Origin of the sequence: Pseudomonas sp. IT-P2 (assembly GCF_949767575.1) — a bacterium.
Lineage (GTDB): Bacteria > Pseudomonadota > Gammaproteobacteria > Pseudomonadales > Pseudomonadaceae > Aquipseudomonas > Aquipseudomonas pharyngis.
Genome location: NZ_CATKQA010000046.1, coordinates 1 through 26,934 on the forward strand (window position 1 = coordinate 1; position 26,934 = coordinate 26,934).

General features: G+C 61.5%; 23 protein-coding genes. 18 read left to right on the plus strand and 5 right to left on the minus strand.

Translation table 11 applies throughout. The features are described 5' to 3' along the window. Window positions 1–162 precede the first annotated feature (162 nt). Window positions 163–2,055 (plus strand): penicillin-binding protein 2, encoded by a 1,893-nt coding sequence (gene mrdA, locus ACM6JM_RS24050; protein ID WP_103386724.1) that lies wholly within the window; start codon window positions 163–165, stop codon window positions 2,053–2,055. A 12-nt stretch (window positions 2,056–2,067) separates the two neighbouring features. On the opposite strand, the gene ACM6JM_RS24055 is transcribed toward mrdA, so the two are convergent. Continuing rightward, window positions 2,068–3,027 (minus strand): LysR family transcriptional regulator, encoded by a 960-nt coding sequence (locus ACM6JM_RS24055; RefSeq protein ID WP_064381145.1) that lies wholly within the window; start codon window positions 3,025–3,027, stop codon window positions 2,068–2,070. Between the two features lie 144 nt (window positions 3,028–3,171). Here ACM6JM_RS24055 and ACM6JM_RS24060 point away from each other — a divergent pair, with 144 nt between their 5' ends. Genes ACM6JM_RS24060 through ACM6JM_RS24070 form a run of 3 tightly spaced genes read left to right on the plus strand, consistent with a single transcriptional unit; the run spans window position 3,172 to window position 6,151 of the window. After that, on the plus strand, window positions 3,172–4,473 hold the full coding sequence (locus ACM6JM_RS24060) for an MFS transporter (protein WP_414882623.1): 1,302 nt from the start codon (window positions 3,172–3,174) through the stop codon (window positions 4,471–4,473). Further along, window positions 4,470–5,225 (plus strand): class II aldolase/adducin family protein, encoded by a 756-nt coding sequence (locus ACM6JM_RS24065; protein ID WP_039772830.1) that lies wholly within the window; start codon window positions 4,470–4,472, stop codon window positions 5,223–5,225. The genes ACM6JM_RS24060 and ACM6JM_RS24065 overlap by 4 nt, the downstream gene beginning before the upstream one ends. After that, window positions 5,222–6,151, plus strand: coding sequence for a 2-hydroxyacid dehydrogenase (locus ACM6JM_RS24070; RefSeq protein ID WP_103386725.1), 930 nt, complete (start codon window positions 5,222–5,224; stop codon window positions 6,149–6,151). The genes ACM6JM_RS24065 and ACM6JM_RS24070 overlap by 4 nt, the downstream gene beginning before the upstream one ends. Here the strand turns inward: ACM6JM_RS24070 and ACM6JM_RS24075 are convergent. Then, the gene (locus tag ACM6JM_RS24075) at window positions 6,145–7,080 is read right to left on the minus strand and encodes a LysR family transcriptional regulator (RefSeq protein WP_103386726.1); all 936 of its coding nucleotides are present in this window, start codon (window positions 7,078–7,080) and stop codon (window positions 6,145–6,147) included. The genes ACM6JM_RS24070 and ACM6JM_RS24075 overlap by 7 nt on opposite strands. A 162-nt stretch (window positions 7,081–7,242) precedes the next feature. Between ACM6JM_RS24075 and ACM6JM_RS24080 the strand changes: the two genes are divergently transcribed. The 7 genes from ACM6JM_RS24080 to ACM6JM_RS24110 all read left to right on the plus strand — a co-directional run bounded on the left by ACM6JM_RS24080 (window position 7,243) and on the right by ACM6JM_RS24110 (window position 16,670). Beyond that, window positions 7,243–8,553, plus strand: a complete 1,311-nt coding sequence (locus tag ACM6JM_RS24080) for an MFS transporter (RefSeq protein ID WP_039772827.1) — start codon at window positions 7,243–7,245, stop codon at window positions 8,551–8,553. Window positions 8,554–8,575: 22 nt separating this feature from the next. Beyond that, window positions 8,576–9,814, plus strand: a complete 1,239-nt coding sequence (locus ACM6JM_RS24085; protein ID WP_039772825.1) for a Zn-dependent hydrolase — start codon at window positions 8,576–8,578, stop codon at window positions 9,812–9,814. A gap of 3 nt (window positions 9,815–9,817) precedes the next feature. Further along, a complete protein-coding gene (locus ACM6JM_RS24090) occupies window positions 9,818–10,843 on the plus strand; it encodes a histone deacetylase family protein (RefSeq protein ID WP_414882624.1) in 1,026 nt (341 codons plus the stop codon). A gap of 245 nt (window positions 10,844–11,088) precedes the next feature. Next, complete coding sequence (locus tag ACM6JM_RS24095; protein ID WP_039772822.1) at window positions 11,089–12,993, plus strand: sigma-54-dependent Fis family transcriptional regulator; 1,905 nt, start codon at window positions 11,089–11,091, stop codon at window positions 12,991–12,993. Then, window positions 12,993–14,711, plus strand: a complete 1,719-nt coding sequence (locus ACM6JM_RS24100; RefSeq protein WP_039772820.1) for an ABC transporter ATP-binding protein — start codon at window positions 12,993–12,995, stop codon at window positions 14,709–14,711. Before ACM6JM_RS24095 ends, ACM6JM_RS24100 begins: the two co-directional genes overlap by 1 nt. Next, window positions 14,701–15,378, plus strand: coding sequence for a S8 family serine peptidase (locus ACM6JM_RS24105; RefSeq protein WP_039772819.1), 678 nt, complete (start codon window positions 14,701–14,703; stop codon window positions 15,376–15,378). The genes ACM6JM_RS24100 and ACM6JM_RS24105 overlap by 11 nt, the downstream gene beginning before the upstream one ends. Next, window positions 15,375–16,670 (plus strand): FAD-dependent monooxygenase, encoded by a 1,296-nt coding sequence (locus tag ACM6JM_RS24110; protein WP_103386728.1) that lies wholly within the window; start codon window positions 15,375–15,377, stop codon window positions 16,668–16,670. Before ACM6JM_RS24105 ends, ACM6JM_RS24110 begins: the two co-directional genes overlap by 4 nt. Before the next feature lie 16 nt (window positions 16,671–16,686). On the opposite strand, the gene ACM6JM_RS24115 is transcribed toward ACM6JM_RS24110, so the two are convergent. Further along, window positions 16,687–18,177, minus strand: coding sequence for an aldehyde dehydrogenase family protein (locus tag ACM6JM_RS24115; protein ID WP_039772817.1), 1,491 nt, complete (start codon window positions 18,175–18,177; stop codon window positions 16,687–16,689). A gap of 319 nt (window positions 18,178–18,496) precedes the next feature. Between ACM6JM_RS24115 and ACM6JM_RS24120 the strand changes: the two genes are divergently transcribed. The 5 genes from ACM6JM_RS24120 to peaD all read left to right on the plus strand — a co-directional run bounded on the left by ACM6JM_RS24120 (window position 18,497) and on the right by peaD (window position 23,895). Next, on the plus strand, window positions 18,497–18,730 hold the full coding sequence (locus ACM6JM_RS24120) for a hypothetical protein (RefSeq protein WP_414882625.1): 234 nt from the start codon (window positions 18,497–18,499) through the stop codon (window positions 18,728–18,730). Between the two features lie 604 nt (window positions 18,731–19,334). After that, window positions 19,335–20,915, plus strand: coding sequence for a quinohemoprotein amine dehydrogenase subunit alpha (peaA, locus tag ACM6JM_RS24125; protein ID WP_039772813.1), 1,581 nt, complete (start codon window positions 19,335–19,337; stop codon window positions 20,913–20,915). Between the two features lie 82 nt (window positions 20,916–20,997). Next, the gene (gene peaB / locus ACM6JM_RS24130) at window positions 20,998–22,428 is read left to right on the plus strand and encodes a quinohemoprotein amine dehydrogenase maturation protein (protein ID WP_039772812.1); all 1,431 of its coding nucleotides are present in this window, start codon (window positions 20,998–21,000) and stop codon (window positions 22,426–22,428) included. A 1-nt stretch (window position 22,429) separates the two neighbouring features. Next, a complete protein-coding gene (gene qhpC, locus ACM6JM_RS24135) occupies window positions 22,430–22,753 on the plus strand; it encodes a quinohemoprotein amine dehydrogenase subunit gamma (protein WP_008016081.1) in 324 nt (107 codons plus the stop codon). Between the two features lie 23 nt (window positions 22,754–22,776). Beyond that, window positions 22,777–23,895, plus strand: a complete 1,119-nt coding sequence (gene peaD / locus ACM6JM_RS24140) for a quinohemoprotein amine dehydrogenase subunit beta (protein WP_039772811.1) — start codon at window positions 22,777–22,779, stop codon at window positions 23,893–23,895. A 67-nt stretch (window positions 23,896–23,962) separates the two neighbouring features. Here peaD and ACM6JM_RS24145 read toward each other — a convergent pair whose 3' ends face one another. Both ACM6JM_RS24145 and ACM6JM_RS24150 read right to left on the minus strand, forming a co-directional pair. Beyond that, window positions 23,963–24,367: a lysozyme inhibitor LprI family protein gene (locus tag ACM6JM_RS24145; protein WP_103386731.1), complete on the minus strand. Its 405-nt coding sequence runs from the start codon at window positions 24,365–24,367 to the stop codon at window positions 23,963–23,965. A gap of 55 nt (window positions 24,368–24,422) precedes the next feature. Beyond that, complete coding sequence (locus tag ACM6JM_RS24150; protein ID WP_074689268.1) at window positions 24,423–25,343, minus strand: ADP-ribosylglycohydrolase family protein; 921 nt, start codon at window positions 25,341–25,343, stop codon at window positions 24,423–24,425. Window positions 25,344–25,539: 196 nt separating this feature from the next. Between ACM6JM_RS24150 and ACM6JM_RS24155 the strand changes: the two genes are divergently transcribed. Further along, on the plus strand, window positions 25,540–26,028 hold the full coding sequence (locus ACM6JM_RS24155; protein ID WP_414882626.1) for an SRPBCC family protein: 489 nt from the start codon (window positions 25,540–25,542) through the stop codon (window positions 26,026–26,028). Next, window positions 26,021–26,836, plus strand: coding sequence for an aminoglycoside phosphotransferase family protein (locus ACM6JM_RS24160; RefSeq protein ID WP_080770672.1), 816 nt, complete (start codon window positions 26,021–26,023; stop codon window positions 26,834–26,836). Before ACM6JM_RS24155 ends, ACM6JM_RS24160 begins: the two co-directional genes overlap by 8 nt. Window positions 26,837–26,934: the final 98 nt, after the last annotated feature.

Below are 26,934 nucleotides of genomic sequence, written 5' to 3' on the forward strand. Positions count from 1 at the left end.
GCCTGGAGGAAGCTGAAGCTCCAACCGTTACGATCACAACCATTGGGGAAATCCCTCTGAAATGACCGCCCGGTTTTTGGTATGGTGCAGCTCGTTTTTTAACGGACTGATGTCACGCCCAAGGATCGGCGCTCATTTTTTTGTCAAAGAGTGGCTGCAGAAATGCCCGAACCCATCCCAATCAAAGATCACGAAAAAGAGACGCGGCTGGTCAACAAACGCCTGATCGCCTGTGCCTTGTTTGTGTTCGCCATTAGTTGCGCCCTGGTGGTGCGCCTGTACATCCTGCAAGTCGTCGAGTTCGACTACCACTCGACCATCTCCGAAAACAATCGCGTCCATGTCCTGCCGATCCCGCCGACACGCGGCCTGATCTACGATCGCAATGGTGTGTTGCTGGCCGACAACCGTCCCAGCTACAACCTGACGATCACAAGAGAGCGCGCGACTGACGTCAACCAGGAACTGGATGAAGTCATCAACCTCCTGCACCTGCCCGCCGAAGACCGCACAGTCTTCGATAAGGCCATGAAGCAGTCGCGTCACCCGTTTACACCCGTAACGCTGTTCTATGAGCTGACCGAAGAACAGATCGCCGTGCTGGCAGTTAACGAGTTCCGTCTGCCAGGCCTGGATGTCGAGCCACAATTCGTCCGTAACTACCCTTTGGGTGCGCACTTTGCACACTCGATCGGCTACGTCGGCCGTATAAACGAAAAAGAATCCAAAACCCTCGATTCCGTCGAATACCGTGGTACCCAATCCATCGGCAAGACCGGGATCGAACGCTTTTACGAGCCACAACTGCACGGCCACGTCGGTTACGAGGAAGTAGAGACCAACGCTCAGGGCCGCGTACTGCGCGTGCTGAAACACACCGATCCGATACCAGGCAAAAACATCGTCCTGAGTCTCGACGTCAAACTCCAGGAAGCCGCCGAAGCCGCACTGGGCGACCGTCGCGGCTCAGTGGTTGCGCTGGACCCATCGACCGGCGAAGTGCTGGCCATGGTCAGCAACCCGAGCTTCGACCCCAATCTGTTCGTGACCGGCATCAGCTCCAAGGAATATTCCGCGCTGCGCGATTCCATCGACCGCCCGCTGTTCAACCGCGTTTTGCGCGGTCTGTATGCGCCCGGTTCGACGATCAAGCCAGAGGTGGCGATTGCCGGTCTCGATGCCGGCGTGGTCACGCCTCAGACCCGCGTCTTCGATCCTGGCTACTACCAACTCCCGGACTTCGACCACAAATACCGCAACTGGAACCACAGCGGCGATGGCTGGGTGGACATGGACGCGGCGATCATGCGCTCCAACGACACCTACTTCTACGACCTGGCGCACAAGCTCGGCATCGATCGCCTTCACGACTACATGGCGATGTTCGGCCTTGGCGAGAAAGTCTCGCTCGACATGTTCGAGGAGTCACCGGGCTTGATGCCGTCCCAGGCGTGGAAGCGCGCCACCCGGCGTCAGGCCTGGTTCCCCGGCGAAACCGTGATCCTCGGTATCGGACAGGGCTACATGCAGGTCACGCCGCTGCAACTCGCTCAAGCCACCGCACTGATCGCCAACAAGGGCGTCTGGAACCGTCCGCACCTGGCCAAGACCGTCGACGGTGTGGCCCCGGTTGACGAGCACCCGATGCCAAACATCCTGCTCAAGGATCCGCGTGACTGGGAGCAGGTCAACCACGGCATGCAGATGGTGATGCACGATGCCCGCGGCATTGCTCGTGCGGCAGCGGCCGGTGCGCAATATCGCATCGCCGGCAAGAGTGGTACGGCGCAGGTGGTGGCGATTAAGCAGGGCGAGCGCTACAACCGCGAGAAAACCCTTGAGCGCCATCGCGACAACGCCTTGTTCGTCGGCTTTGCTCCGGCCGAGCATCCGAAGATCGCGATTTCGGTGATGATCGAAAACGGCGAGGCTGGTGGCCGAGTCGCAGGTCCGGTGGTGCGGCAGATCATGGACGCCTGGCTACTCGACCAGGACGGTCACCTCAAGCCGCAATACGCGGCGCCGACCAAAGCGCCGGGCGATCCTCACGTGTAACCCGCTAAAGCTTCACAGCACAGGCTCACGCAAGCTGAGCATGTGCTGGAAGCTGTCGAGGAATACCGTTTCCGCCTGAGTCATCTTCTGCTCGCGGTTCCACAGCAGCTGAATATCGAAATCCACCACCCCATCCTCCGGCGGCAAGCGCCACAGCAAACCCTGTTCGACATCCCGTCGCACCAGGTGAATCGGCAAGCAACCAATCCCGAACCCTGCACAGATCAGGCGATAAATCTCTTCGAAACTGGTGGAGGAAGCAACGATCTTGCCGGTAAACCCCTGCTGGTCACGAAACAGCGTCAATGGCGAAAGATTGCCGCCGAGCTGATCGCTGGTGAAGCTGACGAAGTTCTCCGCCGCCAGTTGCTCCAGCGTCAGATTCTGTTGTCCGAACAGTCGATGCCGTTGCCCGCAAAAGTAGGCGTAGCGCTCTCGGAACAGTACCCGCTGCTCCAGCCGAGGCTGTGGTAGACGACACAGTCCGACTCCGACCGTAGCGGTCTTTTGCAGCAATGAACTGATGATGTTCGAGCTGCCCATCACCTCGACTTCCAACTCGATTTTCGGGTGAGTTTCGTGGAAATCCGCAAGAAACTCATCGTAATGCCGCGCCTGCACGCCACTGACAGTCAGGATGCGGATCTTGCCGACAACGTCGTCATGGCGGTTCTCGACCACCGTGCCCAAACGGGAAATATCGCCGTAGATATCCGCCGCAATCCGCAGGACTTCTTCCCCGGTTTCCGTCAGATCAAAGCGCCGTCCACTGCGCGCAATCAACACACAATCCAATTGTTCTTCTAGACGTTTCAACGCCTGACTGACCGCCGACTGGGTGATGTGCAATCGCGCTGCGGCGCGACTCATGCTGCCTTCCTGCCCGATCACCAGATACGTGCGAAGCAGGTTCCAATCCAGCCGGTCATTGAGAAAACGCCTGCCAATCCAGGGATTTGCGGAGGAAGTCATGTAGTAGCCACGCTAATAGTAAAGATAAGTTTTTGAAAATTGACTAATCCTTTCACGGAAGCGATAAAGCCCACAAGCGCCACAGAGCGCGACCGTCAGCCGCTTCGACACCTGCCCAAAACTATAAATACACAGGGTTCTTGCATGCACACCACCGCTCAGCCGCGTCGCGCCGCGGCCGCTGCCTTCATTGGCACGACCATCGAGTTCTACGATTTCTACATCTACGCCACCGCCGCCGCACTGGTGCTCGGGCAAGTGTTCTTTCCCAGCAGCGACCCGGTGACCAGCACCCTCGCCGCATTCGGCAGTTTCGCCGTCGGCTTCATCGCCCGCCCGATGGCCGGGATGGTGTTCGGGCATTTGGGCGATCGTCTGGGTCGCAAGAAAATGCTGTTGGTGACCATGGCGCTGATGGGCCTGGCCACCGCCGGCATCGGTCTGCTACCGAGCTACGCCAGCGTCGGCATCTGGGCGCCCATCGGACTGATCGTGTTGCGCCTGATTCAGGGCATTTCCGTCGGCGGCGAGTGGGGCGGGGCAGTGTTGATGGCCAGTGAGCACGCCCCGGCCAAGCGTAAAACCTTCTATGCCTCCTTTGCACAACTCGGCAGCCCGGCGGGTTTGCTGCTGGCGTTGATCGCGTTTCGACTGGTGACGTCGCTGTCACCGGAAGACTTCCTCGCCTGGGGCTGGCGTCTGCCGTTTCTCGCCAGCGGCGTGTTGATGATGGTCGGCCTGATGATCCGCTCCGGGGTGCATGAGTCGCCGGAATTCGCCAAGGTCAAGGACAACAACGAAACCGCGAAATACCCAGTGAAAGACGTAATCCATCAATGCTGGCGGCAGATCCTTTTTGCTGCCGCCGCCGTCACCATCGGCTCGGCCGGGTTCTTCTTCACCAACACCTTCATGATCACCTACGTCACCCAATATCAGGGCATCCCGCGCGCAACCATTCTCGACTGCCTGTTCCTGGTGACGGTCATTCAACTGCTCTCGCAACCGTTGTCGGCACTGCTCGCCGAGCGCATCGGCGAAGGCCGATTTCTGATGTTGGTGGCGTTGCTGTGCATGGGCACGCCGTACCCGATGTTCCTGCTGGTCGGCACTCAAAACATTCTGTTGATGACCCTCGGTATCGCCGTCGCGGTGGTGATTCTCTCGGCTTTGTACGCGGTGATCGCCGGGTACATGACCCAGGCCTTCCCGGTGCACCTGCGTTACTCGGGTATTTCCATCGCTTACCAGTTGAGTTGCGCAGTGGCCGGCGGCACCACGCCGCTGATCGGCACGCTGCTGGCCAGCAAGTTCTCCGGGCAGTGGCTGCCATTGGCGGTGTTCTTCACGCTGCTGTCGGCCCTGTCTCTGATCGGTGTCTGTGGCCTCGCACGTCTGCGGGCCAACCCGGTCGTCCTTCATACCAGCAAAGAGGTGTATTCGTGAGTAAGCCCGCCCACATTGACCCGATCGAATGGCAAGCCCGTTGCGAGCTCGCGGCGTTGTACCGATTGATCGCGCACTTTCGCATGACCGACCTTATCGACACCCACATCACCCTGCGGATTCCGGGGCCTGAGCATCATTTCCTGATCAACCGCTACGGGGTGATTTTCGACCGCATGCGTGCCTCCGATCTGGTGCGCATCGATCAGGACGGGCGCATCGTCGATCCTGAATACGCCGGGCATCGGGTCAACGCCGCCGGCTTCGTGATCCATTCGGCGATCCACATGGCGCGGCCGGATCTGAACTGCGTGATCCACACCCACACGGCCGCCGGCATGGCCGTCGCCGCGCAGAAACAAGGCCTGCTGCCGATCAGTCAGCACGCACTGAAGTTCTACGGAAAACTTGCTTACCACACCTACGAAGGCATCGCGCTGTCGCTGGATGAACGTGAGCGTTTGATCGCCGATCTCGGCCCGCACCGAGCGATGATCCTGCGCAACCACGGCCTGCTGGTCGGTGGTTCCGGCGTGGCCCAGGCATTCCAGGAAATCCACTTTCTGGAGCGCGCCTGCCAAGCCCAGGTGCAAGCGCTGGCCGGCGGTTGCGAGCTGCATTTCCCGTCGCCGGAAGTCTGCGCCCACACCGCCGAACAGTTCGACCGCGATGATCAGGACAACATCATCGACTTGGCCTGGGAGGCCGCACTGACCCTGATCGAATCCCAGCGCGAGTCCTATCTGTCATGAATACCGTTGCACTGATGTCCCGCGATACGCTGTTGCTCAAACAATTGCAGGAGGCCTTTGCCCGCCGTGCGCCGCAGCTTTCAGCGGTGCTGGCCGACGATCCCCGGGCGGCGAATGCGCAGATCGCGGCGTGCTGGTTTCCGCTGCCGGACAGCCTCGCCGCGTTGCCCAATCTGCAAGTGATTCACTCGGTCGCCGCCGGCATCGATCACCTGGAGCACGATCCGTCGTGCCCGGATCTGCCGGTGTGCAGGGTGGTTGATCCCGGCCATCGCCAAGGCATGACCGAGTATGTGCGCTGGGCGGTGATTCATTTTCATCGCGGCTTCGATCAAGTGCTGGAGCAACAGCGCCAACAGCATTGGGAGCGACCGCTGCAACGCCCGGCCCATGAGTTTCGGATCGGTGTGATGGGTCTCGGCTCGCTCGGCAGCGCGATCGCCCAAGACCTGGCGAGCGCCGGTTACGAGGTGCGTGGCTGGGCGCGCAGCAGCAAGGATTTGCCGGGCGTGCAGACCTTCGCCGGCAGCGATGGCTTCAACCCGTTCCTCGACGGCGTGGAGTTGCTGATCAATCTGTTGCCGCTCACCCACGAGACGCGCGGCATCCTCAATCGCGAGACGTTAGAACGGCTGGCCAACGGCGCGGCGCTGGTCAACGTCGGGCGCGGCGGGCACCTGAACATCGACGATCTGCAACAGGCACTGGCCCGTGGAAAACTGCGCGGTGCACTGCTGGATGTCTTCGAGCAGGAACCGCTGCCCGTCGAGCATTCGCTGTGGAAAACTCCGGGTGTAACCGTCACCCCGCACATGGCTTCGGCAGCTTCGCACGACTGCATCGCCGAACAGATCGCCGAGAACTTTCGCCGTTTGAACGTCGGCGAACCGCTGCTCAACAGCGCGGATCGCCTGCTCGGTTACTGATCCGCCAGGCAGGCCTGCAAGCGTTCGATGAACAGCGTTTCGGCGCGACTCATGCGCTGGTCGCGGTTCCACAGCAGATGAATGTCGACATCGGCAATCCCCTCGTGGGGCGGCAGGTGCCAGAGCAATCCGGCCTCGACGTCCGCCGCCACCACGTGCTCCGGCAAACAACCGATACCGAACCCGGCGATCACCAGTCGCCGCACTTCCTCAAGGCTTGGCGATGAGGCGACGATGCGTCCGCTGAAGCCTTGCTGATCACGAAAAATCGTCAGCGGCGAAAGCATCCCGCCAATCTGGTCGCTGGTGAAACTGACGAAGTTTTCCCGCTGCAAATCGCCTTCGCCGATGTCCTGTCGGCCAAACAGCGCGTGGTGTTTGCCACAGAAAAACGCATAGCGTTGACGCAGAAACAGACGCTGTTCCAGACGCGGTTGCGGGCGGCGATTGAGGCTCAGACCAAGGGTCGCGGTTTTCTCCTGAAGCGCGCTGACGATGTCCGAACTGCGCATCACATCGACCTCCAGATCCACCCGTGGATACTGCCGATGAAAGTCAGCGAGGAAGTCATCGAAGCGCTCGGAAAAGATCCGGCTGATGATCAGCAGTCGCACTTTGCCGATCACTTCGTCGGCCGGTTGCTCCAGCAGGCTGCTGACCTGGGACATCTGCCCGTAGATCTCGCCGGCCAGTTCGAAGATCTGCTCGCCGACTTCGGTGAGGGCAAAGCGCGGGCCGCGTCGGGCGATCAGCTGGCGACCCAGTTGCTCCTCCAGACGCTTGAGTGCCTGGCTCACCGCCGGTTGGGTCAGGTGCAGACGCGCGGCGGCGCGGCTGATGCTCAGCTCCTGGCCGATTACCCGGAAGGTACGCAGCAGGTTCCAGTCGAGGCGGTCGTTGAGCAGGCGCTGGACGTCGCGTTCGGCCATGGGATTTCTCGATTATAAGGTTGGGTAATACTCGGAATAATAAATAGAAAATTGACTAATCATAGCCCCGGGACGATAAATCACCCCACGACAGGTGCCGCCAGAGCGCCTTGGATTTACGTTTTCCTCCTGCCAAAAAAACAATCAAAGGAGCCCGACCCCATGAAGCCCCACGCTTCGAACCAGCCGCGCCGTGCGGCGGCCGCAGCCTTCATCGGCACCATGATCGAGTGGTATGACTTTTACATCTACGCCACCGCCGCCGCGCTGGTGTTCGGCGCGCTGTTCTTTCCCTCCGACGATCCGCTGTTCAGCACCATGGCGGCGTTCGGCACCTTCGCCGTGGGCTTCTTTGCCCGGCCGTTGGGCGGGATCATTTTCGGTCATATCGGCGACCGTATCGGTCGCAAGAAATCCCTGATCATCACACTGTTGATGATGGGCGTAGTGACGGTGTGCATCGGCCTGTTGCCGACCTACGCGCAGATCGGCGCAACCGCGCCGGTGTTGCTGATTCTGTTGCGCATCGTCCAGGGCATTGCCGTCGGTGGCGAGTGGGGCGGGGCGGTGTTGATGGCCGGCGAGCATGCGCCGAAGGGCCGGCGCAATTTCTTCGCCTCGTTCGCGCAACTGGGCAGTCCGGCGGGTTTGATCCTGTCACTGCTGGCCTTCAGTGCCGTGACCCGTTTGCCGGAAGAAGACCTGATGAGCTGGGGGTGGCGCCTGCCGTTCCTCGCCAGTGCGCTGTTGCTGCTGGTTGGCCTGGCGATTCGCCTGGGTGTGAATGAGTCGCCGGAGTTCCTCGCCAGCCGCGAGCAGGCCAGCAAGCAAATCAAGAAAGAACAGGCGCCGGTCATGGAAGTCCTGCGCACCGCATGGCGCCCACTGTTGCTGTGCATCGGCGCCAACACGCTGGGCATCGCCGGGGTGTATTTCACCAACACCTTCATGATCGCCTACACCACTCAGCAACTGGCACTGCCACGTTCGCTGATTCTCGAATGCCTGTTTTTCGTTGCGATCATCCAGTTCTGCATCCAGCCGCTGGCCGCGTGGACGGCGGAGAAGATCGGCGCGACACGTTTCCTGTGTCTGGTGTCGCTGCTGGCGATGGTCTCGCCGTACCCGATGTTCGTGCTGGTCAGTTCGGCCCAGGCGCCGCTGATCATCCTCGGCATCGCGCTGGCGGTGGTGTGCATGGCGTCGTTCTACGCAGTGATCGCCGGGTACGTCAGCGGCATGTTCGAGACTCGCGTGCGCTACACCGCGATCTCGCTGGCCTATCAGATTTGCGGCGCGGTGGCCGGTGGGTTGACGCCACTGATCGGCACGATGCTCGCGCACAAGTTCACCGGGCAGTGGTGGCCGATGGCGGTGTTCTACAGCCTGATCGCCGGCATTTCGCTGATCTGTGTGCTGTCCCTCGCCCGGCGTCACGCCAGCGCCCGTCGCGCGGAACTGGCCCGTGCCTGACCCGGAATTTCAGGAGAACCTCATGTTGAAAATCAATGGCGAACGCCTGTGGGCGAGCCTGATGGCCATGGCCGAAATCGGTGCGACAGCCCGCGGCGGCAGCTGCCGTCTGGCATTGAGCGACGAAGACAAGGCCGGTCGCGAACTGTTCGCCCGCTGGTGCCGCGAAGCCGGCATGACCCTGAGCGTGGATGCCATCGGCAACCTGTTCGCCCGTCGCGCCGGCACCGATCCGGACGCCGCGCCGGTGATGATGGGCAGCCACCTCGACACCCAGCCCGAAGGCGGGCGTTTCGACGGCGTCTACGGCGTACTCGCCGGTCTGGAAGTGGTACGTTGCCTCAACGACCAGAACATCCAGACCCGCAAACCGCTGGAAGTGGCGGTGTGGACCAACGAAGAAGGTGCGCGCTTCACCCCGGCCATGTTCGGCTCGGCGGTGTTCACCGGGATCATGGATTTGGACGCTGCGCTGGCGGTACGTGATGTCGATGGCATCAGCGTTGCCGAAGCGTTGCAGCGTAGCGGTTACGCCGGTGAACGTCCGTTGGGCGGCGCGGTGGATGCGTATTTTGAGGCGCACATCGAGCAAGGCCCGATCCTTGAAGACAACGCCAAAAGCATCGGCGTGGTCACGGGTGGTCAGGCGATCCGCTGGCTCGATGTGCGTGTCGAAGGCATGGCCGCTCACGCCGGCACCACGCCGATGCCGCTGCGCAAAGATGCGCTGTACGGCGTGGCGCGGATGATTCAGGCGATTGAAGGCTTGGCCACGGATTTTGCCCCCGAAGGCCTGACCACGGTCGGCGAGTTGAGTATCAACAAGTCCTCGCGCAATACCATTCCGGGGCTGGTGAATTTCACCGTCGATCTGCGTCATCACCGTGACGAAGCGATTGCCGCGATGGAACAACAAGTCCGCGCCCGGTTGCAGGCGATTGCCGATGGCCGGGGCTTGAACCTGACGATCACCCCGCACTGGATCAGCCCGGCCACGCCGTTCGACGCCGAATGCGTGGCAGCCGTGCAAGAAGCGGTGGATGCGCTGGGCTACGCTCAGCAGTCGATTGTCAGCGGCGCCGGGCATGACGCGATTCATCTCGCACGCTACTGCCCGACGGCGATGGTGTTCATCCCGTGCGTCGGCGGCTTGAGTCACAACGAAGCCGAGGACGTGTTGCCCGAAGATGTGAAGCAGGGCACCGACGTATTGCTCAACGCCGTGCTGGCCCGCGCCGGTCTAATCGAACAGGGAGTCTGAATCATGCGCAGTTTTTTCCATGCCGAACAATTGCTCCACCATCCACGCAGCTATTACTCGCGCGGGCAGATGCGTACGCCGCAGGAAGTCCCCGAGCGTGCGCAGCGTCTGGTGCAGGCCGCCCACGGTTTGGGCTTCAGTGTCGAGCAACCCGCCGATGCCGGTCTCGCGCCGCTGCTGGCGGTGCATGGCGCACCGTATCTCACGTTCCTTCAGGAAGCGCACGCACGCTGGAAAGAAATCCCCGAAGACTGGGGCGACGAGGTGATGTCGAACATCTTCGTCCGCGAACCCAACGCCTTGCGCGGCATCCTCGCCCAGGCGGCACGGTATCTGGCGGACGGCAGTTGCCCGGTGGGCGAGCAGACCTGGCGCTCGGCCTACTGGTCGGCGCAAAGCGCAGTGGCTGGGGCTCAGGCCTTGATCGATGGCGAGCCGGCGGCGTACGCGCTGTGCCGTCCGCCGGGGCATCACGCCCGGGCCGAAGCGGCGGGCGGTTTCTGCTACGTCAACAACGCGGCGGTGGCGGCGCAGGTGCTGCGGGACAAGTTTGAAAAAGTCGCCGTGCTCGACACCGACATGCACCACGGTCAAGGCATCCAGGAGATTTTCTACGACCGTGATGATGTGCTTTACGTCTCGGTGCATGGCGATCCGACCAACTTCTATCCGGGCGTCGCCGGGTTCGCCGACGAACGTGGCAGCGGCGCGGGGGAGGGCTTCAACCTCAACCTGCCGATGGCTCATGGATCAAGCGAAGCGGATTTCCTCGGGCAACTGGAAGTCGCATTGAACGCGGTACGCGAGTTCGGCGCCGAGGTGCTGGTGCTGTCGCTGGGCTTCGATATCTATGAGCTGGACCCGCAAAGCAAAGTCGCCGTGACCCGTGAAGGCTTTGCGGTACTGGGCGAGCGGATCCGCAGCCTGGGCCTGCCATGCCTGATCGTGCAGGAGGGCGGTTATCACCTGGAAAGTCTCGAAGACAATGCCCGAGCGTTTTTCGTGAATGCAGAGGTGTGGCAGATCTGAAATTGATGTGATCCGACGGCCGCCATCGCTGGCAAGCCAGCTCCCACAGTACTGTGGTTGACTGCGGAATTTGCGGCCACGCCAAACCCTGTGGGAGCTGGCTTGCCAGCGATGAACGATAACGCAATCCACCTGCTGGAACACAAGCGCCCTACGGTGCTTGCCATCGCCCTGACGTTAACGTAAACATTGGCGTCAGGGCGCTGATGTAAAAAAGCGCAAAGCGGACCGCTCCGGAGCGCTTGATGACTCTTATAAAAACAACCGATCCCAAGTCTCACCACGAAGCCCGGCTGGCCCGGGAAAAACTCCATCTCGAAGGGCAAGTCCCGGATGGCGTGTTGCGTGCGGAGATCGATGCTTCGTGGCGGCGCAGCCTGAGCCACGGCGTGCATTTCAATGGCAAGCATGAGCTGGCGCTGGAATCGGGCGCGAGCCTCGATGTGCTGCTGGCGAGCAATCGCCTGCTGATCGATGCGGCGATACCGGCCATCGATTACCTCGCCGAGCGCCAAGGCAAGGAAGGCCTGATCATCCTCGCCAATTCCGACGCCACCATTCTTGCGGTCGAGGGACGTGCCGACCGGCTCAAGGGCAGCGGCCTGCAGGACATCACCCTCGGCGCCTGCTGGAGCGAAGCCGCCCGTGGCACCAACGCCCTCGGCACGGCACTGGTCGAAGCGCGGCCCACCCTGATCGATTGCGGCGAACATTACCTCGACCGCCTCACCGATTTTTCCTGCACCTCGGTGCCGATCCATTGCCCTCAGGGCGAGATTCTTGGTGTCCTCGACCTGACCCGCGAAGGTCCCCTCGGCCGCGTTCACGACAGCACCGCGCTGCTGAGCATGGCGGTCAGCCAGATCGAGAGCCGGGTGTTCAACAACAGTTTTCCCGATCAGATCGTCCTCGCCTTCCACAGTCGCCGGCAGTATCTTGAATCGCCGTGGCAAGGGCTGCTGGCGGTGAGTCTCGGCGGACAGATTCTGGCGGTCAGCGCCCAGGCCTGCCAGTTGCTGCGGGCCGAGCGTTCGGCGCTGGTCGGGCGGCGTTGCGAAGAGTTTCTCGGGGTCGATGGCGTGCAATTGCTGACCCGCCTGCAACAAGGCGGCGTCGGTAGTGTGCAAACCGCCAAGGGCGAATTTTTCTACAAGACCCTGCGGGCCCCGGCGCGCTCGGTCAACCTGGGCGGCCCACCGCGCAGCGTGGCGAAAACCGCCACGGCGCAACCGGATCTGGAAGCACTGGCCGGCAACAACACCCGCTACGCCCGCGCCTTGCGCATGGCTCGCCAAGGTCTCGCCAATGAGTTGCCGGTGCTGTTGCTCGGCGAAACCGGCACCGGTAAAGAAGTGATCGCCCGCGCGTTGCACCTGGCCGGTAGCCGCAGCGACAAACCTTTTGTGGCTGTGAACTGCGCGGCGATTCCCGAAGGCCTGATCGAGTCGGAACTGTTCGGCTACCGCGAAGGCGCCTTCACCGGATCGCGCCGTGGCGGCATGATCGGGCGCTTGCAACAGGCCCACGGCGGCACACTGTTCCTCGATGAAATCGGCGACATGCCGCTGGCCTTGCAGGCGCGTTTACTGCGGGTTTTGCAGGACCGCAAAGTCGCGCCGCTGGGTGCCGGGGAAGAACAGGACATCGACGTCGCACTGATCTGCGCCACCCACCGCGACCTCAAGCGTCAGGTCGAAGACAAGCAATTTCGCGAGGATCTGTTCTATCGGGTCAACGGCATCAGCGTGATGCTCCCGGCCCTGCGCGAGCGTGATGATTTCAGCGCGCTGGTCACCCGGCTGCTGGGCAAACTCGACGCACCGAACGCCGTGCTGCACGACGACCTCAATCGCCTGCTCGGCGCTTATCACTGGCCGGGCAACATCCGCCAACTGGAAATGGTGCTGCGCACCGCGCTGGCGATGCGCGAGCCGGGGGAAACCGTGCTGACCCTCGATCACCTGCCCGACAGCATGCTCGACGAACTCTCCGCTACCGAGAAACCCCAGACCGGCAGCATTCGCGAGAACGAACTGGAGATGATCCGCCAGTCCCTCGACACCCATCAGGGCAACGTCTCGGCCGCGGCCGACGCCCTCGGCATCAGCCGCGCGACCCTGTACCGCAAACTCAAACAGTTGCGCTCGTGATGCAGCGCCTGTTCGTGCGGCTGATCGACAGCCAGAACCCCGCCGCACTGCAAGCGGCGTTGCGCTGGCTGTACGGTTTCGTGCGGCCGCAGCGGCTGGCGATTGCCGGCCTGCTTGGTCTGTCGGTGTGCGCATCGTCGCTGGTGCTGGTGCAGCCGTGGCTGGTCAAGCTGCTGATCGACGACGGGCTGCTGGCGCGCAACTTTCCGATGCTGGTACTGATCGCGGTGTTGATGATCATCGCGGGACTGCTCGGCACCGCGTTGTCGGGGATCAATCGCTATCTGCACACGCGCCTGTCCGGGCGGATTCTGTTTGCCCTGCGTGATGACCTTTACCGGCATTTGCAGAAACTGTCGCCGAGCTTCTACGGCCAGCGGCGGATCGGCGATCTGATGTCGCGGCTCGACGGCGATGTGGCCGAGATTCAGCGATTTGCCGTGGACTCGTTGTTCTCGGCGGTGTCGAGTGTGATCGGCCTGGTGGTGGCGATCGCGATGCTGTTCACGTTGTCCTGGAAACTGTCATTGCTGGCGCTGGTGCTGATCCCGCTCGACGTGCTGTGGCTACGCTGGATGCGGCGCAAGGTCGAGCGCGATGTGCGGCAGTTGCGCGAGCGTTCGGCGGACATGTCGTCGTTCATGGTCGAGACCCTGCCGGTGATGAAATTCATCCAGTCCGCCGGCCAGCAGCAGCGTGAAGCGCAGCGTCTGGAAAGCCTCGGGCAGGGCTACATGAACCAGTTGCTGCGCCTGCAAGTCACCGAGTTTTTCACTCAGGCCATGCCCGGTACGTTGACCTCGCTGTCCCGTGCCTGCGCTTTTTTAATTGGCGGTTATTGGGTGGTGCAGGGCACCTGGCAACTCGGTGCGCTGATCGCGTTTTCCACTTATCTGGGGATGGCGGTCGGGCCGGTGCAAAGTTTGTTGGGGTTGTACGTGGCGATCCAGCGCATGACCGTCAGCCTCGGTCGGGTCATGGAGTTGCGCGGCGAAGAACCCACGGTGTTTTCACCAGCCGCGCCGAAGCCGTTTCCGTCTTCGGGCGAGCTGCGTTTCGACGCGGTGCACTTCAGTCATCCGGGTCGTCCGAGTACGTTGAACGGTATTGAGGCGACGATTCCCTACGGTTTGAAAGTCGCCTTGAGCGGCGGCTCCGGTGTCGGCAAATCGACGCTGATCGATCTGCTGCAACGGCATCACGATCCGCAGGCCGGGCGGGTGCTGCTCGGCGAAGTGGATCTGCGTGAACTGGAGTTGTTCGAACTGCGCCGACGCATCGCCGTGGTCAGTCAGGACATCGTGCTGTTTCGCGGCAGCCTCGCCGACAACCTGGCTTACGCGGTGCCAGACGCCAGCCGCGAAGCCATCGCCGAAGTCGCACGGCTGGCGCAACTCGACAGTCTGATCGCGTCGTTGCCCGAAGGCCTCGACAGCCCGTTGGGCGAGCGCGGTCAGCAATTGTCCGGCGGGCAGAAACAGCGGATCGCGATCGCCCGGGCGCTGTTGCAGGACCCTCTGATTCTGGTGCTCGACGAGGCCACGTCGGCAGTGGACGAAACCACCGAGCGCGAGGTGATCGAAGCCATCGACCGGTTGTTTGCCGGACGCACGCGGATTCTGATCAGCCATCGTCCGTCGACCCTGGCCGATGCCGATCTGCGCTTCGAATTGCTCGACGGTGTGCTTATTTCTAAAACGGTGCTGCATGAAGTCTGAGTTGCGGATTGGTGTGGTCGACAGTGGGCACTCGGCGGCGCAACGGGTGCAGGTGATTACCGGGCGGCGATTCTCGTTGCTGGAGGATGGTCTGGCTGAATCCGATTTGCGCGACGATCCCCTCGGGCATGGCAGCGCGGTGATCGAAGCGATCAGTCGTCGGGCACCGGCCGCACAGATTTGCGTGGCCCAAGTGTTCGATCAGCGCGGCGTTACCAGCGCCTTGCAGATCGCCTCAGCCATCGACTGGCTGGTGGCGCAGGACGTGCGGCTGATCAATCTGAGCCTCGGCCTGCGCCAGGATCGCAGCCTGTTGCGCGAGGCCTGCGCGGCTGCGGTGGCCCAAGGAGTGTTGCTGTGTGCATCGAGCCCGGCGCAGGGCGCCGCGGTGTTTCCGGCGAGTTATCCGCAGGTACTGCGGGTGACCGGCGATGCCCGTTGCACCGATGAGCAATGGTCATGGCTCGACAGTGCGCAGGCGGATTTTGCCGCGTGTGTGCGGGGCACTTATCCGGGGCAGTCCGGGGCCAGTCTGGGGTGTGCAGCGTTGAGCGGGCATATCGCCGGCTATCTGCTGGAGCATCCGCAGGCGAGCAATGCCGAAGTTATCGACTGGCTGAAACAGCACGCTCGTTATCGCGGCCCTGAACGGCGTTTCGGCCCATGACTTCGATCCTGATTCTCGGTGCCGGACCGGCCGGTGCGGCGGTCGCACTGGGGCTGCGACGACTGGGTTACGCCGTGACGCTGGTTAGCGAATGGCGGCGGTTTGCGGCGCTCGAAGGCGTATCGCAACGGGTGCTGGAGGCGTTGCGTGGGGCCGGGTTGAATCACGGGGTGGCGAACGCCACGTTGCCGTCCCAGCGACAGGTTGCATGGAACGGTCAGCAGCATGCGCAGAACATCGAGTTTCTGCTGGATCGTCCGACCTTTGATCGCGGCTTGCGTGAAGACTTGCGGGTGGCCGGGGTCGAGGTGATTGAAGGGCGAGTCCTGAATGTTCATTCTTCGGCTGAGGGGCATCGGGTTGAACTCGATGGCGGTCAGACGCTGACGGCGGATTTTTTGGTCGAGGCCCGGGGGCGACAGGCACCGGCGTCCGGCAAAGGTCTGCGCGGGCCGGAGACGGTCAGCCTGCTCAATCGCTGGCAAGGCGCGCCGGGTGTGACCGCCAGCGCCGTGGAAAGCCTTGAAGACGGTTGGGCGTGGATGGCCCGACGGGACGATGGCCAATGTTATTGGCAATGGACGGTGGATGTGGCCAGCTCCCAATTGCCGGGCAAGGCGCAGTTGCTCGATTACTGCCGCGCGCGGCGTCAGGCCTCGGAATTTGCTCAAGCCTTCTTTGCCGGCGGGCAGGAATTGGAGTTGCAACTGCATGCTCGCAGCAGCACCGCGATTCTTGCGCCACAGGTCTGCGGTGATAACTGGATTCGCGTCGGCGATGCGGCGATGGCGGTGGACCCGCTGTCCGGCAACGGGATTTTTCAGTCGCTGTCCTCGGCGTTGCAGGCGCCGGTGGTGATCAACACTTTCTTGCGTAAACCTGAGCGGGCGGCGTTGGCGCAACGTTTTCACCGGCAGCGTGTGGAGCAGTTGTTCCTGCGTTTTGCGCGGATCGGTCGGGACTTCTATGCCGATGAACAGCGCTGGCTCGATCGGCCGTTCTGGCAGGCGCGGCGGCATTGGCCCGATGCTGAAGTGGCCCATGCGGCGGCGGATTTTGCCGCGTTGCGGATCGAGCGGATGCCGGTGTTGCGTGACGGGTTTGTCGATGAAGCCGAGGTGGTGATCACGGCGGATCAGCCGCTGGGGATCTGGCATGTGCAAGGTGTCGAGCTGGCTCCGCTGGTGCGGCGGCTGCGCGATGAGCCGGCGGATCAGGTGTTGGCGGGATTGACGCTTGAGCAGGGGCGAGCCGTTCGCGGGTGGCTGTTGGCTCAGGGTTTCAAACCCTGAGCCGCAAGCGCAGTCATTACAACTTGATCAACACCGACTTCAGCTCGGTGTAATGCTCAATCGCCGCATACCCCATCTCGCGCCCGACCCCGGACATCTTGTAGCCGCCAAACGGCAATGCCGGGTCCAGCGCGCTGTGACAGTTGACCCACACCGACCCTGACTTGATCCGTGGAATCATCCGGTGCACCGCTGCCAGATCGTTCGACCAGATGCTGGCGCCCAACCCGTAAGGGCTGTCATTGGCCATGCGCAGCGCATCGGCCTCGTCATCGAACGGAATCGCCACCAGCACCGGCCCGAAGATCTCTTCCTGAACCAGTGAATGCCGCTGATCGACATCGACAATCACCGTCGGCTTGACGAAGAACCCCGGCCCGAACTGCTCGCCACCGCAGGCGATGGTCGCGCCGCTTTCCCGGCCCATTTCGATGTAGTTGTAGACCCGCTCCTGCTGACGCGCGGAAATCAGCGGGCCCATATCGATGCTCGGGTCGAGACCGTTGCCGAGTTTCATCGCATTGGCGATGTCGCTGATGTCGGCCACCACATTGTCGAAATGCTTGCGCTGCACATACAGCCGCGAACCGGCACAGCAGACCTGGCCCTGGTTGAAGAAAATCGCACTGGCAGCTCCCGCCGCAGCGGTTTTCAAATCGGCGTCGGCCATGACGATGGTCGGTGATTTGCCGCCCAGCTCCAGGGTGACCCGGGTCATTGAGTCCATGGCGATCTTGCCGATTTGCTTGCCCACGGCGGTGGAGCCGGTGAAGGTCAGTTTGTCGACCAGCGGGTTGTGAGTCAGGGCGGATCCGGCGGTGATGCCGGTGCCGGTGACGACGTTGAACACGCCTTCCGGGTAACCCGCCTCCAGCACCAGCTCCGCCAGTTTCAGCGCGGTCAGCGGGGTTTCGTCGGCCGGTTTGAGCACCACGGTGCAACCGGTGGCCAGCGCCGGGCCGAGCTTCCAGCAGGCCAGCAGCAACGGGAAGTTCCAGGCGACGATGGCGCCGACCACGCCTACCGCTTCGCGGCGAATGAAACTATGGAACTGATCGCCGGGCATCAGCGGCAACGAAACGTCGACGCTGGAACCTTCGATCTTGGTCGCCCAGCCGGCCATGTAGCGCAGGAAGTCGATGGCCAGTTGCACGTCCATCACCTGCGCCACCGCCGCGCTCTTGCCGTTGTTCAGGCATTCCAGTTGCGCCAGCAGCTCGGCGTCGCGCTGCATCAGGTCAGCGAGTTTCCACAGCAGGTTCTGCCGTTCGCGCGGACGGGTGCGGCTCCAGGCCGAACCATCGAAGGCTTGCCGGGCGGCGAGCACCGCGCGATCGACATCTTCCGGCGTGGCGCGCGGTACCACGCACAGCACCTCACCGGTGGCCGGGTTGTGCAGCGGCATGGTCTGGCCGTCGGTGGCTTCGACCCAGTCGCCGCCGATCAGCATGCGTGGCGGGCGCTGGATGAAGGCCGAAGTGGCAGGGAGCAGATAGGGCAGGGGCATGGCGAAACCTCTTGTTGTTCGATGGGATCGAGAGGGGCTTTCGCAATGGTTGTGCCAAATGCTCGAAGGTGGCGCACAGCCCGGTTGTACGGGCGGAAGGAGGAAGAGTTTGAGTGGCAATGAGGGTGAATTTGTCTCAAAACGCGACACCCGTTGAGATGCAGGATACGCGTCCTACAAAGCCAACGCCGCTGTGACGGGGCTTGAGCAAAATCGGGCCGTTTCAGGTGTAGGAAAAGCCGCGCGTCTGACAGTTTTTACTGACTGGTGGAGGCATGAAGTACGAGCTAAGTTGCCTGGTGTATAGGGTTTTCCTGCCATGGATTTGGCGGGTCAGTGTCTTCACAGGGATGTCGATGAACAACTTAACCATTCGATGGCTAACCAATTTTACGATGGGCGTGGGGACTGGATTCTGGTGACAGGGATTGCGGCGCTGTTGATTGGCGACTTGACCGATGTCGATACGATTCGGGCAGGTGCGTGGATGGCTTCAACCAGTTTTTTCGTAATCGTTACCTCATTCGGTGTTGCCATGATGGAGGGGAAATGATGGCGGCTTTAATTGTGGGGCTGTGGTGTATGGGCGTCAGTATGCTGCTCATGTATGCGTATCACCGGGATCGTCGAATTCAAGCGGCCCAGCGTGATTCCGCGGCATTGGCAGCCAAGGCCGGCGTCCACTGTGAATGCTCGATGGTTTGCAACCATTGTGGGCGTTACAAGGTTCACCCGGACAATTCCGTTCGCTAGGCGCGGGTAATCAAGCCAGTACAAGAGCCCCGTCATTGGCGGGGCTTGTTTTCGTGTGGGTTCGGCAGGCGTCACTCTCCTGGAGGTTTTTCATGGGGGATGCTGTCAGCTCCGGGTCATCTGTCGCGCGACGCAATGTCGCTGACGCCGCAACAACTATGCTTGTCTCAGACTGCAACAGCTGTCGCGAAATTGGACGCCGGCAAGCACCGCCGGCACCGCCACTTCGCCTTGATCTTCACGTAACTGCTTGATTGAAAAGCTTATCGGCAAGCTGGCACGCTCCGTGTATTGCTCACAGCAGACGTTTCGCTTGCCTCCGTTCGTGCATCGCCACGAACGGCAGAAACCATAAAAACGATAAGCCACAACAATAAGAAAGCACCGTGCGAGGTTCGACGTTGATGAAGAGAAAACTCCGATCAGGCATGAGCGCCAGCCTGCTGGCCGTGGCCGCTTGCGTGGCCCTGCATTCGCCGTACAGCCTGGCAGCCCGCGATGCCCAGACCATCCTCAAGGAAACCTGCCAGGGCTGTCACACCCCTGAAGCCGGCGACCAGTTGAGCCGCATCAGCCACCAGCGCAAGACCCCGGAAGGCTGGTTGATGAGCATCGCCCGGATGCAGACCATGCACGGTTTGCAGATCAGCGATGACGACCGTCGCACGCTGGTCAAATACCTCGCCGACACCCAAGGCCTGGCGCCCAGCGAAACCGATGGCGTGCGTTACGCGCTGGAGCGGCGGTTGAACACCGTCGAGCAGTTCGACGAGAAAACCGCGCAGATGTGCGGACGCTGCCACTCCGGTGCGCGGATCGCCCTGCAACGGCGTCCGGCTCAGGAATGGGAACGTCTGGTGAATTTCCACCTCGGTCAATGGCCGTCGCTGGAATATCAGGCCATGTCCCGCGATCGTGACTGGTTCGATATTGCCCGCAAGGAAATGGTCCCGCTGCTGGCCAAGCGTTATCCGCTGGATAACCCGGCGTGGCAGTCCTGGATCAAAACCGCACCGAAAGCCGAAGCTTTGGTCGGCGACTGGAGTTTCAGCGGTCACTTGCCAGGCAAGGGTGAACTGGCCGGCACCATGAGCGTCACCGCCGATGGCAGTGACACCTTCAAGGTCGTCGTCAAAGGTCAGTACGCCGACGGCAGCCCGTTCAACGGCGACGGCAGCGCGATCCTCTACAGCGGCTACGAATGGCGCGGCAACGTGACCGTCGATGGCGTGACCATGCGTCAGGTGTTCGCCGCACAAGGCAACGCCATGCAGGGCCGGATGTTCGAGGCCGAGCACGATGAGCGCGGTCTGGACTTTGTCGCCGCCAAACAGGGTTCGCAGCGCTTGCTGGCGGTGCAGCCAGGTTATGTGAAGGCCGGCGGCGAAACCGAAGTGACCCTGATCGGCAGCGGTCTGAGCGGCAAGCCGAACTTCGGCAAAGGCGTGGACGTGGTCGAAGTGGTCGAGCAGAACGCCGACCGAATCAAGGTCAAAGTCAAAGCGGCAGTCAATGCCCAGCCGGGTCTGCGCGCGGTCAGCGTCGGCAGCCTGAAAGGCCCGAGCCTGTCTGTGTACAGCAAGATTGCCTCGGTCAAAGTGGTGCCGGAGTTCTCGGTGGCACGGATCGGCGAGGGCGGCGGTTCGACGCCGAAAGTCCAGGGCCGTTTCGACGCCGAAGCCTGGGGCAAGGGTGCCGACGGCAAGCCGTATCGTATCGGCGTGTTCCCGGCGCAATGGAAAGTCGAAGCCTTCGACGAGCGCGCCAAAGAGGACGAGGACGTCAAATTCGCCGGCACCATGCAGGCTGACGCGGGCGTTTTCACCCCGGGCGATGCCGGGCCGAATCCGGCACGCAAGATGTCCACCAACAATGCCGGCAACCTCAAGGTGATCGCCGCCGTCGACGACGCGGGGAAATCCCTGACCGGCGAAGGCCACCTGATCGTCACCGTGCAACGCTGGAACAATCCACCCATTCCTTGAGTTGTCCTGGGCCACCGCGATTCAGACACTTTTCGGAATGACCGCAAGTCCCGCCAGGCGGGGCTTGCACAGGAGGTTTGCAATGGGCGCTATCTTGAATCTGGTCGAACGTAATCTGCACGAAGTGCACGTCGACGCCGACCGCATGCTGTTCCACATCCCCAGCAGTTCGCTGTTTGCCAGCGATGAACTGACCGGCACCATCATCGATGCATTGCGCGGCCCCGGCTGCTCCTCGGAAGACCTGATCCAGCGCCTCGGCGCGCGGTTCAACGGCGAGGAAATCAACGAGACCCTGCGCGAGCTGATTTCGCTGGAACTGGTCAGCGACGGCTCGCCGCTGACGCCGGACATCGCGGTCAAACGCGTCGAGCGCACCGCGATCAACACCGTGGTGCTCAACGTCAACACCGGCTGCAACCTGAGCTGCACCTACTGCTACAAGGAAGACCTCGACAAGCCGTCCGCCGGCAAGAAGATGGACGTCGAAACCGCCATCGCGTCAGTGGAAATGCTGCTGCGTGAGTCCCCCAACGAAGAACGTTTCACCGTGGTGTTTTTCGGCGGTGAGCCGCTGAGCAACCGCAAGCTGATCGAGTACATGGTCGATTACTGTGAGAAGCGTTTTGCCGAGGCCGGCAAGTTCGTCGAATTCGTGATGACCACCAATGCCACGCTGCTCACCGAAGACACCGTGGACTACCTGAATGCCCACCGCTTCGGCTTGTCAGTGAGCATCGACGGACCGAAAACCGTGCACGACCGCAATCGCATCACAGTGGGCGGGCAGGGCACCTATGACGTGGTGCGGCGCAAGGCCGAAATGTTGCTGTCGCGTTACAACAGCCGTCCGGTCGGCGCACGGGTGACCCTGACTACCGGCGTCACCGACGTTGAAACCATTTGGGATCACCTGTTCAACGAGTTGGGGTTTGCCGAGGTCGGATTTGCTCCGGTGACGTCCGGTGATATCAGCAGCTTCAACCTGACCACTGACGAATTGATCGAAGTGTTCGCCAGCATGAAACGCCTCGGCCGGCGTTATCTGGAGGCTGCGCTGGAGCACCGCAATATCGGTTTCTCCAACCTGCATCAGTTGATCACCGACATCCACGAAGGCCACAAAAAAGCCCTGCCGTGCGGTGCCGGATTGAAGATGCTGGCGGTCGATCACAAGGGCGAACTGAACCTGTGCCATCGCTTCACCGGCTCGTCGCTGCCGACCTTCGGCAACGTCCACAGTGGCGTTAAACAGGTTGAACTGAACGACTTTCTGTCCCAGCGCCTGGATCGCACCAACACCGGTTGCCATGACTGTCAGATCCGCAACCTGTGTTCCGGCGGCTGCTACCACGAGAGCTATGCCCGCTACGGCGATCCGGCCCACCCGACTTATCACTACTGCGAACTGATGCGTGACTGGGTCGACTTCGGCATCGAGGTCTACACCCGGATCATGGCCAACAACCCTGCGTTCATCAGCAGCTACATCACTCCGCGCAAGGCTCACTGATATGAAACATCTCAAGGCAATCAATAACAAAGCATTGAAGCTGGATCAGGCCGCGGACGAGAACCGCATCGAAGAAGTGGTGGCGATGAGCTCCGTCGCGGGCTGTGCCTCGACCACCGACCCGGGTTGGGAAATCGATGCGTTCGGCGGGGTGTCGTCGCTGTGCCAGCCGATGGAAGCTGACCTGTATGGCTGCTCCGATCCGTGCTGGTGGCCGGCCCAGGTGCCGGACATGATGAGCACCTACCCGGACTGGAACAAGGATGCCCAGGCGTCCAACGACAACTGGCGCAACCTCGGCACTGTCTTCCCGAAAGACAAGTGATCCATAAGAAGAAGGATTCCAGCATGCACAACATCAAAGCCTGCGGCCTTGCCGCACTCGCGGTTCTGAGCGCCTGTTCGCTCCCGGTTCTGGCCGATGAAAACACCGCGCTGCAAGACGGTCACGAGTACATGTTGACCACCAACTACCCGAACAACCTGCACGTCATCGACCTGGCGACCGACAGCCTGTACAAGACCTGCAAGATGCCCGATGCCTTTGGCCCCGGCACTGTGCAGCTTTCGCCGGATCGCAAGACCGCGTACGTGCTGAACAACCATTACGCCGATGTCTACGGTGTTGAACTGGACAGTTGCAAGCAGGTGTTCCACGCCAGCATTACCCAGCAGCCGGGGGAGAAAGCGCGGTCGATGTTCGCCTTCACCGTCAGCCATGACGGCAAGGAGCTGTACACCATCGCCAACCCGACCCAGATGCTCAACGACCGCTACGAGGTCAAACAACCGCGTCTGGACGTCTACGCCACCGACGCCGGGATGGACGCCAAACCGGTGCGCAGCTTCCCGGCGCCACGGCAGTTGACGATCATGCAGAGCGGCGATGACGGCACGCTCTATGTGGCTGGCGCTGATGTTTACAAGGTCGATGTGAAGAGCGGCAAGTTCGACGTGCTGATCCCCAGTCGCCACTGGAAACGTCCGAACTACAGCGCGCCGGACGTGCTTTACGTGTGGAATCAGCAGACTTACCGCCACGACTTTTCGCTGCTGTACACCGCCGCCAAGTTTAAGGACAAGAAACAGGATCCGGCCACCGCTGAATATTTGTACGGCTTGTTCAGCGTCGATCTGAAAACCGGCAAGACCGAGACCACCGATTTCGGCCCGCTGACCGAGATCTACTTCAGCGGCATGCGCTCGCCGAAGGATCCGAACCTGATGTTCGGCGTGCTCAATCGTCTGGCCAAGTACGACATCAAGCAGAAAAAGCTGATTCAGGCGGCGACACTGGATCATTCCTACTACTGCATTTCGTTCAACAAGGACGGGAGCAGGATCTATCTGGCCGGGACGTTCAACGACGTGGCGATCTTTGATGCCGAGACCATGAAACAGACTGGCAGCATCAAGTTGCCGGGTGGGGATATGGCGATTACTACGGCGCAGATTTTTGTTCGGTAATTAGCGGCGTCAGGGATGATGCCTTCGCGGGCTTGCCCGCGAAGAGGCCTTCAAAAACTCTGGAAAATCAGGCCCCGGGCACCGGGCAGCTCATGTCACCCTCCTCACACTTCAAGTATTGCTTGAGCGCCTCGGTTCGCGTCTTTGTCACCGAGGCGATGCAATTGTTGTAGATCAACGGATAAACACTCCCGCCTGCCACCCCGGATGCCGAAAACTTGCACTCGGCATCGCGAAACCCGATCCAGGCCCGCTGCGCGCTCACCAGCAGTTTTTTGCCATCAGGGTTGTCCTTCAACCGGGCGGTAATCTGCTGATAAACCGAGTTCAACTCCTTGTCCGCCGCCTTGTTTTCCTGCGCGGCGCACTGATTCATCGTCGCCTGATCGCTGGCATTGGCGCAGTCCACGGCGGCGTGGACGACGGAAGTGAAAAGAAAGGGTGTCAGGGCCAGAAGCAGGCGTGGGGACATGAGTCATCTCGCTTTGATGAATGAACGTGCCGGGCAGTTTAGCGACTTCGTGGCGCTAACAAGGTGTGCGATGTCTGGATGCGTTGAGCAACCGTTCGGCAGTCGCCGCAATTTCCTCTCCGTCATGCAGTTTTTCCAGCCATCCGAACGGGATTCCCTGCACGCCGTAATGGGCTCCGGCCAACTGACCGACAATGGCGGCCGTGGTGTCTGCGTCATCGCCCAAGTTGGCCGCTTGCAGGACGGCGGCGGCAAAGCTGTTGGTGTGCTGGAAGCACCATAACGCCGCTTCCAGGGATTCGACGCAGTAGCCGCTGCCGCGGATTTCGCGCTCGGTCTTGTGCAGGTAGTTACCCCGGGCAATCGCCGCCACCTTGGGCTGGTGGAAGGATGTTTGGGGCAGAGTGCGCAGTTGCGCTTTCGATGCGCCTTCCAGGGCCTTGCAGAGCAGTTCGGCAAACAGTTGGCAACATTCGATGGCCTCGGGCGCCGCGTGGGTGGTGCGTGAACTGTCAGCGGCGAATCGCCTGATTTGCCGGGCATCGGGGAAATAGAACAGAACCACAGGCACCAGTCGCATCAACGAGCCATTGCCGGCACTGTGCGGGTCAGTAGAGCCGGCAAACGGCTCTCCGGTTTGTTGATAGCGATCCAGAGCCTGACTCACGGTCATGCCGATATCGAAGCATTCGCCAGTCGAACTCAGATAACCCCACTGCCACCAGTTCAGATAGCGGCCCATCTGGTCAGCGGCATCGAAAGCATTTTTGTTCAGCAGGCTTTCTGCCAGACACAACGCCATCGAGGTGTCGTCGGTCCATTGTCCGGGCTTCAAGTGAAAGGGCCCGCCACCGACCATGTCGGTCAGGGGCTGGAAGCTGCCGCGAGGCTGGAATTCGACGGTGGTTCCCACGGCATCGCCGCAGGCCAGGCCGAGCAGGGCGCCACGGTAACGTTCGGGGAGGGAGGGCTGCATGATGACGTCCTTGTGTCGTTCAATTCGCTGGGAACGTTAGCAGTTTCGCCGCGCTGATCCGTGCGCATTCTGACGAACCGGTGCCCCAAAATACTGCCGGATATTTCAATCAGACCCGCCCTTTGCAGTGGATCGATACAACTTCGGATTGGACATGTGGTCATACAAGCCTACTGTTCAAAACAGGAGGTGACGTATGAAACCAGTACCCAACAGCTTTGAACGCAAGATCATGCTCAGGTCGCCGCGCTCCCATGTCTGGCGCGCCCTGGTCGATGCCGAGGCGTTCGGCCAGTGGTTCGGCGTTGCGCTGGAGGGCCGGCGGTTTATCGCGGGCGAATGGACGCAGGGGCAGGTGACGTACCCCGGTTATGAACATGTGCTCTGGAACGTGCTGGTGGAGCGGGTCGAGCCGCAGCAGCTGTTCTCCTTCCGCTGGCATCCCTATGCGGTAAATCCGAAAATCGACTACTCGCAGGAACCGACCACCCTGGTCAGATTCGAACTGCAGGACTACGAGAACGGCACGCTGCTGAAAGTCTCCGAGTCAGGTTTTGCACACATTCCCGACGTGCGTCAGAAAGAGGCGTACTACATGGACAGTCGGGGCTGGGAGGAACAGTTGAGTCGGCTTGAGCACTTCCTCGCGGAGAGCGACCGGGCCCGTAAGCGTGAAGGTGGCTGATCCCGACCTGTTTACGCCGTGGCTGGAACGCTGGGCGCTGACGCCAGACGGTGAGCCAATCATCACTCCGGGCAGCCGCCTGTTACCTGTGCGTCAGGGCAATACTCCGGCGATGCTGAAAGTCGCGGTGGACGAGGAGGAAAAGTACGGCAACCTGCTGATGACCTGGTGGGGCGGCGACGGTGCCGCCCGGGTGCTCGCCCATCACGACGAGAGCCTGTTGCTGGAGCGGGCGATGGGCCAGCGTTCGCTGATGCACATGGCGCTCAACGGCGAAGACGACGAAGCCACACGGATCATGTGTCGAGCGCTGGCGCACCTGCACGCACCGCGACCGACGCAGCCACCGCCGTTGGTGGAGCTGGCGCCATGGTTTGCATCATTAACAATGGCCGCGGCCCGATACGGCGGCCAATACGCCGAATGCCTGCAAATCGCCGATACCTTGCTCGCCGAACCGCACGACGTGGTGGTGCTGCACGGCGACATGCACCACGACAACGTCCTCGATTTCGGCCCACGGGGCTGGCTGGCCATCGACCCCAAGCGGGTGCGGGGCGAGCGTGGTTATGACTACGCCAACCTGATCTGCAACCCGGAACTGCCGACGGCCACCGATCCGGAGCGCTTTCAGCGGCAAGTCGAGGTGATCTGCGCAACAGCGGGCATCGAGCGAAGCCGCTTGCTGCAATGGGTATTGGCCTTTGCCGGACTGTCTGCCGCATGGTTCATGGAGGATGACGAGCAAAAAGCCGCCGCCGGGCAGCTGAAAGTCGCCCAACTGGCGGCTTCCGCGCTCAATGCCTGACACGCCTAAGGGTTTTCGGAAGGCGCGCTATGGCGAATGTCTTACACGCGCTGGTAGCTTTTTCGACTATTGCCGATTGGATCCAGAGCGTAATCTAG

Bases quoted from the DNA above. Each gene is read 5' to 3' on its own strand.
- mrdA (WP_103386724.1), top strand. From the start codon at position 163: ATGCCCGAACCCATCCCAATCAAAGATCACGAAAAAGAGACGCGGCTG.
- ACM6JM_RS24055 (WP_064381145.1), bottom strand. From the start codon at position 3,027: ATGACTTCCTCCGCAAATCCCTGGATTGGCAGGCGTTTTCTCAATGAC.
- ACM6JM_RS24060 (WP_414882623.1), top strand. From the start codon at position 3,172: ATGCACACCACCGCTCAGCCGCGTCGCGCCGCGGCCGCTGCCTTCATT.
- ACM6JM_RS24070 (WP_103386725.1), top strand. From the start codon at position 5,222: ATGAATACCGTTGCACTGATGTCCCGCGATACGCTGTTGCTCAAACAA.
- ACM6JM_RS24075 (WP_103386726.1), bottom strand. From the start codon at position 7,080: ATGGCCGAACGCGACGTCCAGCGCCTGCTCAACGACCGCCTCGACTGG.
- ACM6JM_RS24080 (WP_039772827.1), top strand. From the start codon at position 7,243: ATGAAGCCCCACGCTTCGAACCAGCCGCGCCGTGCGGCGGCCGCAGCC.
- ACM6JM_RS24085 (WP_039772825.1), top strand. From the start codon at position 8,576: ATGTTGAAAATCAATGGCGAACGCCTGTGGGCGAGCCTGATGGCCATG.
- ACM6JM_RS24090 (WP_414882624.1), top strand. From the start codon at position 9,818: ATGCGCAGTTTTTTCCATGCCGAACAATTGCTCCACCATCCACGCAGC.
- ACM6JM_RS24095 (WP_039772822.1), top strand. From the start codon at position 11,089: ATGACTCTTATAAAAACAACCGATCCCAAGTCTCACCACGAAGCCCGG.
- ACM6JM_RS24100 (WP_039772820.1), top strand. From the start codon at position 12,993: ATGCAGCGCCTGTTCGTGCGGCTGATCGACAGCCAGAACCCCGCCGCA.
- ACM6JM_RS24105 (WP_039772819.1), top strand. From the start codon at position 14,701: ATGAAGTCTGAGTTGCGGATTGGTGTGGTCGACAGTGGGCACTCGGCG.
- ACM6JM_RS24110 (WP_103386728.1), top strand. From the start codon at position 15,375: ATGACTTCGATCCTGATTCTCGGTGCCGGACCGGCCGGTGCGGCGGTC.
- ACM6JM_RS24115 (WP_039772817.1), bottom strand. From the start codon at position 18,177: ATGCCCCTGCCCTATCTGCTCCCTGCCACTTCGGCCTTCATCCAGCGC.
- ACM6JM_RS24120 (WP_414882625.1), top strand. From the start codon at position 18,497: ATGGATTTGGCGGGTCAGTGTCTTCACAGGGATGTCGATGAACAACTT.
- peaA (WP_039772813.1), top strand. From the start codon at position 19,335: ATGAAGAGAAAACTCCGATCAGGCATGAGCGCCAGCCTGCTGGCCGTG.
- peaB (WP_039772812.1), top strand. From the start codon at position 20,998: ATGGGCGCTATCTTGAATCTGGTCGAACGTAATCTGCACGAAGTGCAC.
- qhpC (WP_008016081.1), top strand. From the start codon at position 22,430: ATGAAACATCTCAAGGCAATCAATAACAAAGCATTGAAGCTGGATCAG.
- peaD (WP_039772811.1), top strand. From the start codon at position 22,777: ATGCACAACATCAAAGCCTGCGGCCTTGCCGCACTCGCGGTTCTGAGC.
- ACM6JM_RS24145 (WP_103386731.1), bottom strand. From the start codon at position 24,367: ATGTCCCCACGCCTGCTTCTGGCCCTGACACCCTTTCTTTTCACTTCC.
- ACM6JM_RS24150 (WP_074689268.1), bottom strand. From the start codon at position 25,343: ATGCAGCCCTCCCTCCCCGAACGTTACCGTGGCGCCCTGCTCGGCCTG.
- ACM6JM_RS24155 (WP_414882626.1), top strand. From the start codon at position 25,540: ATGAAACCAGTACCCAACAGCTTTGAACGCAAGATCATGCTCAGGTCG.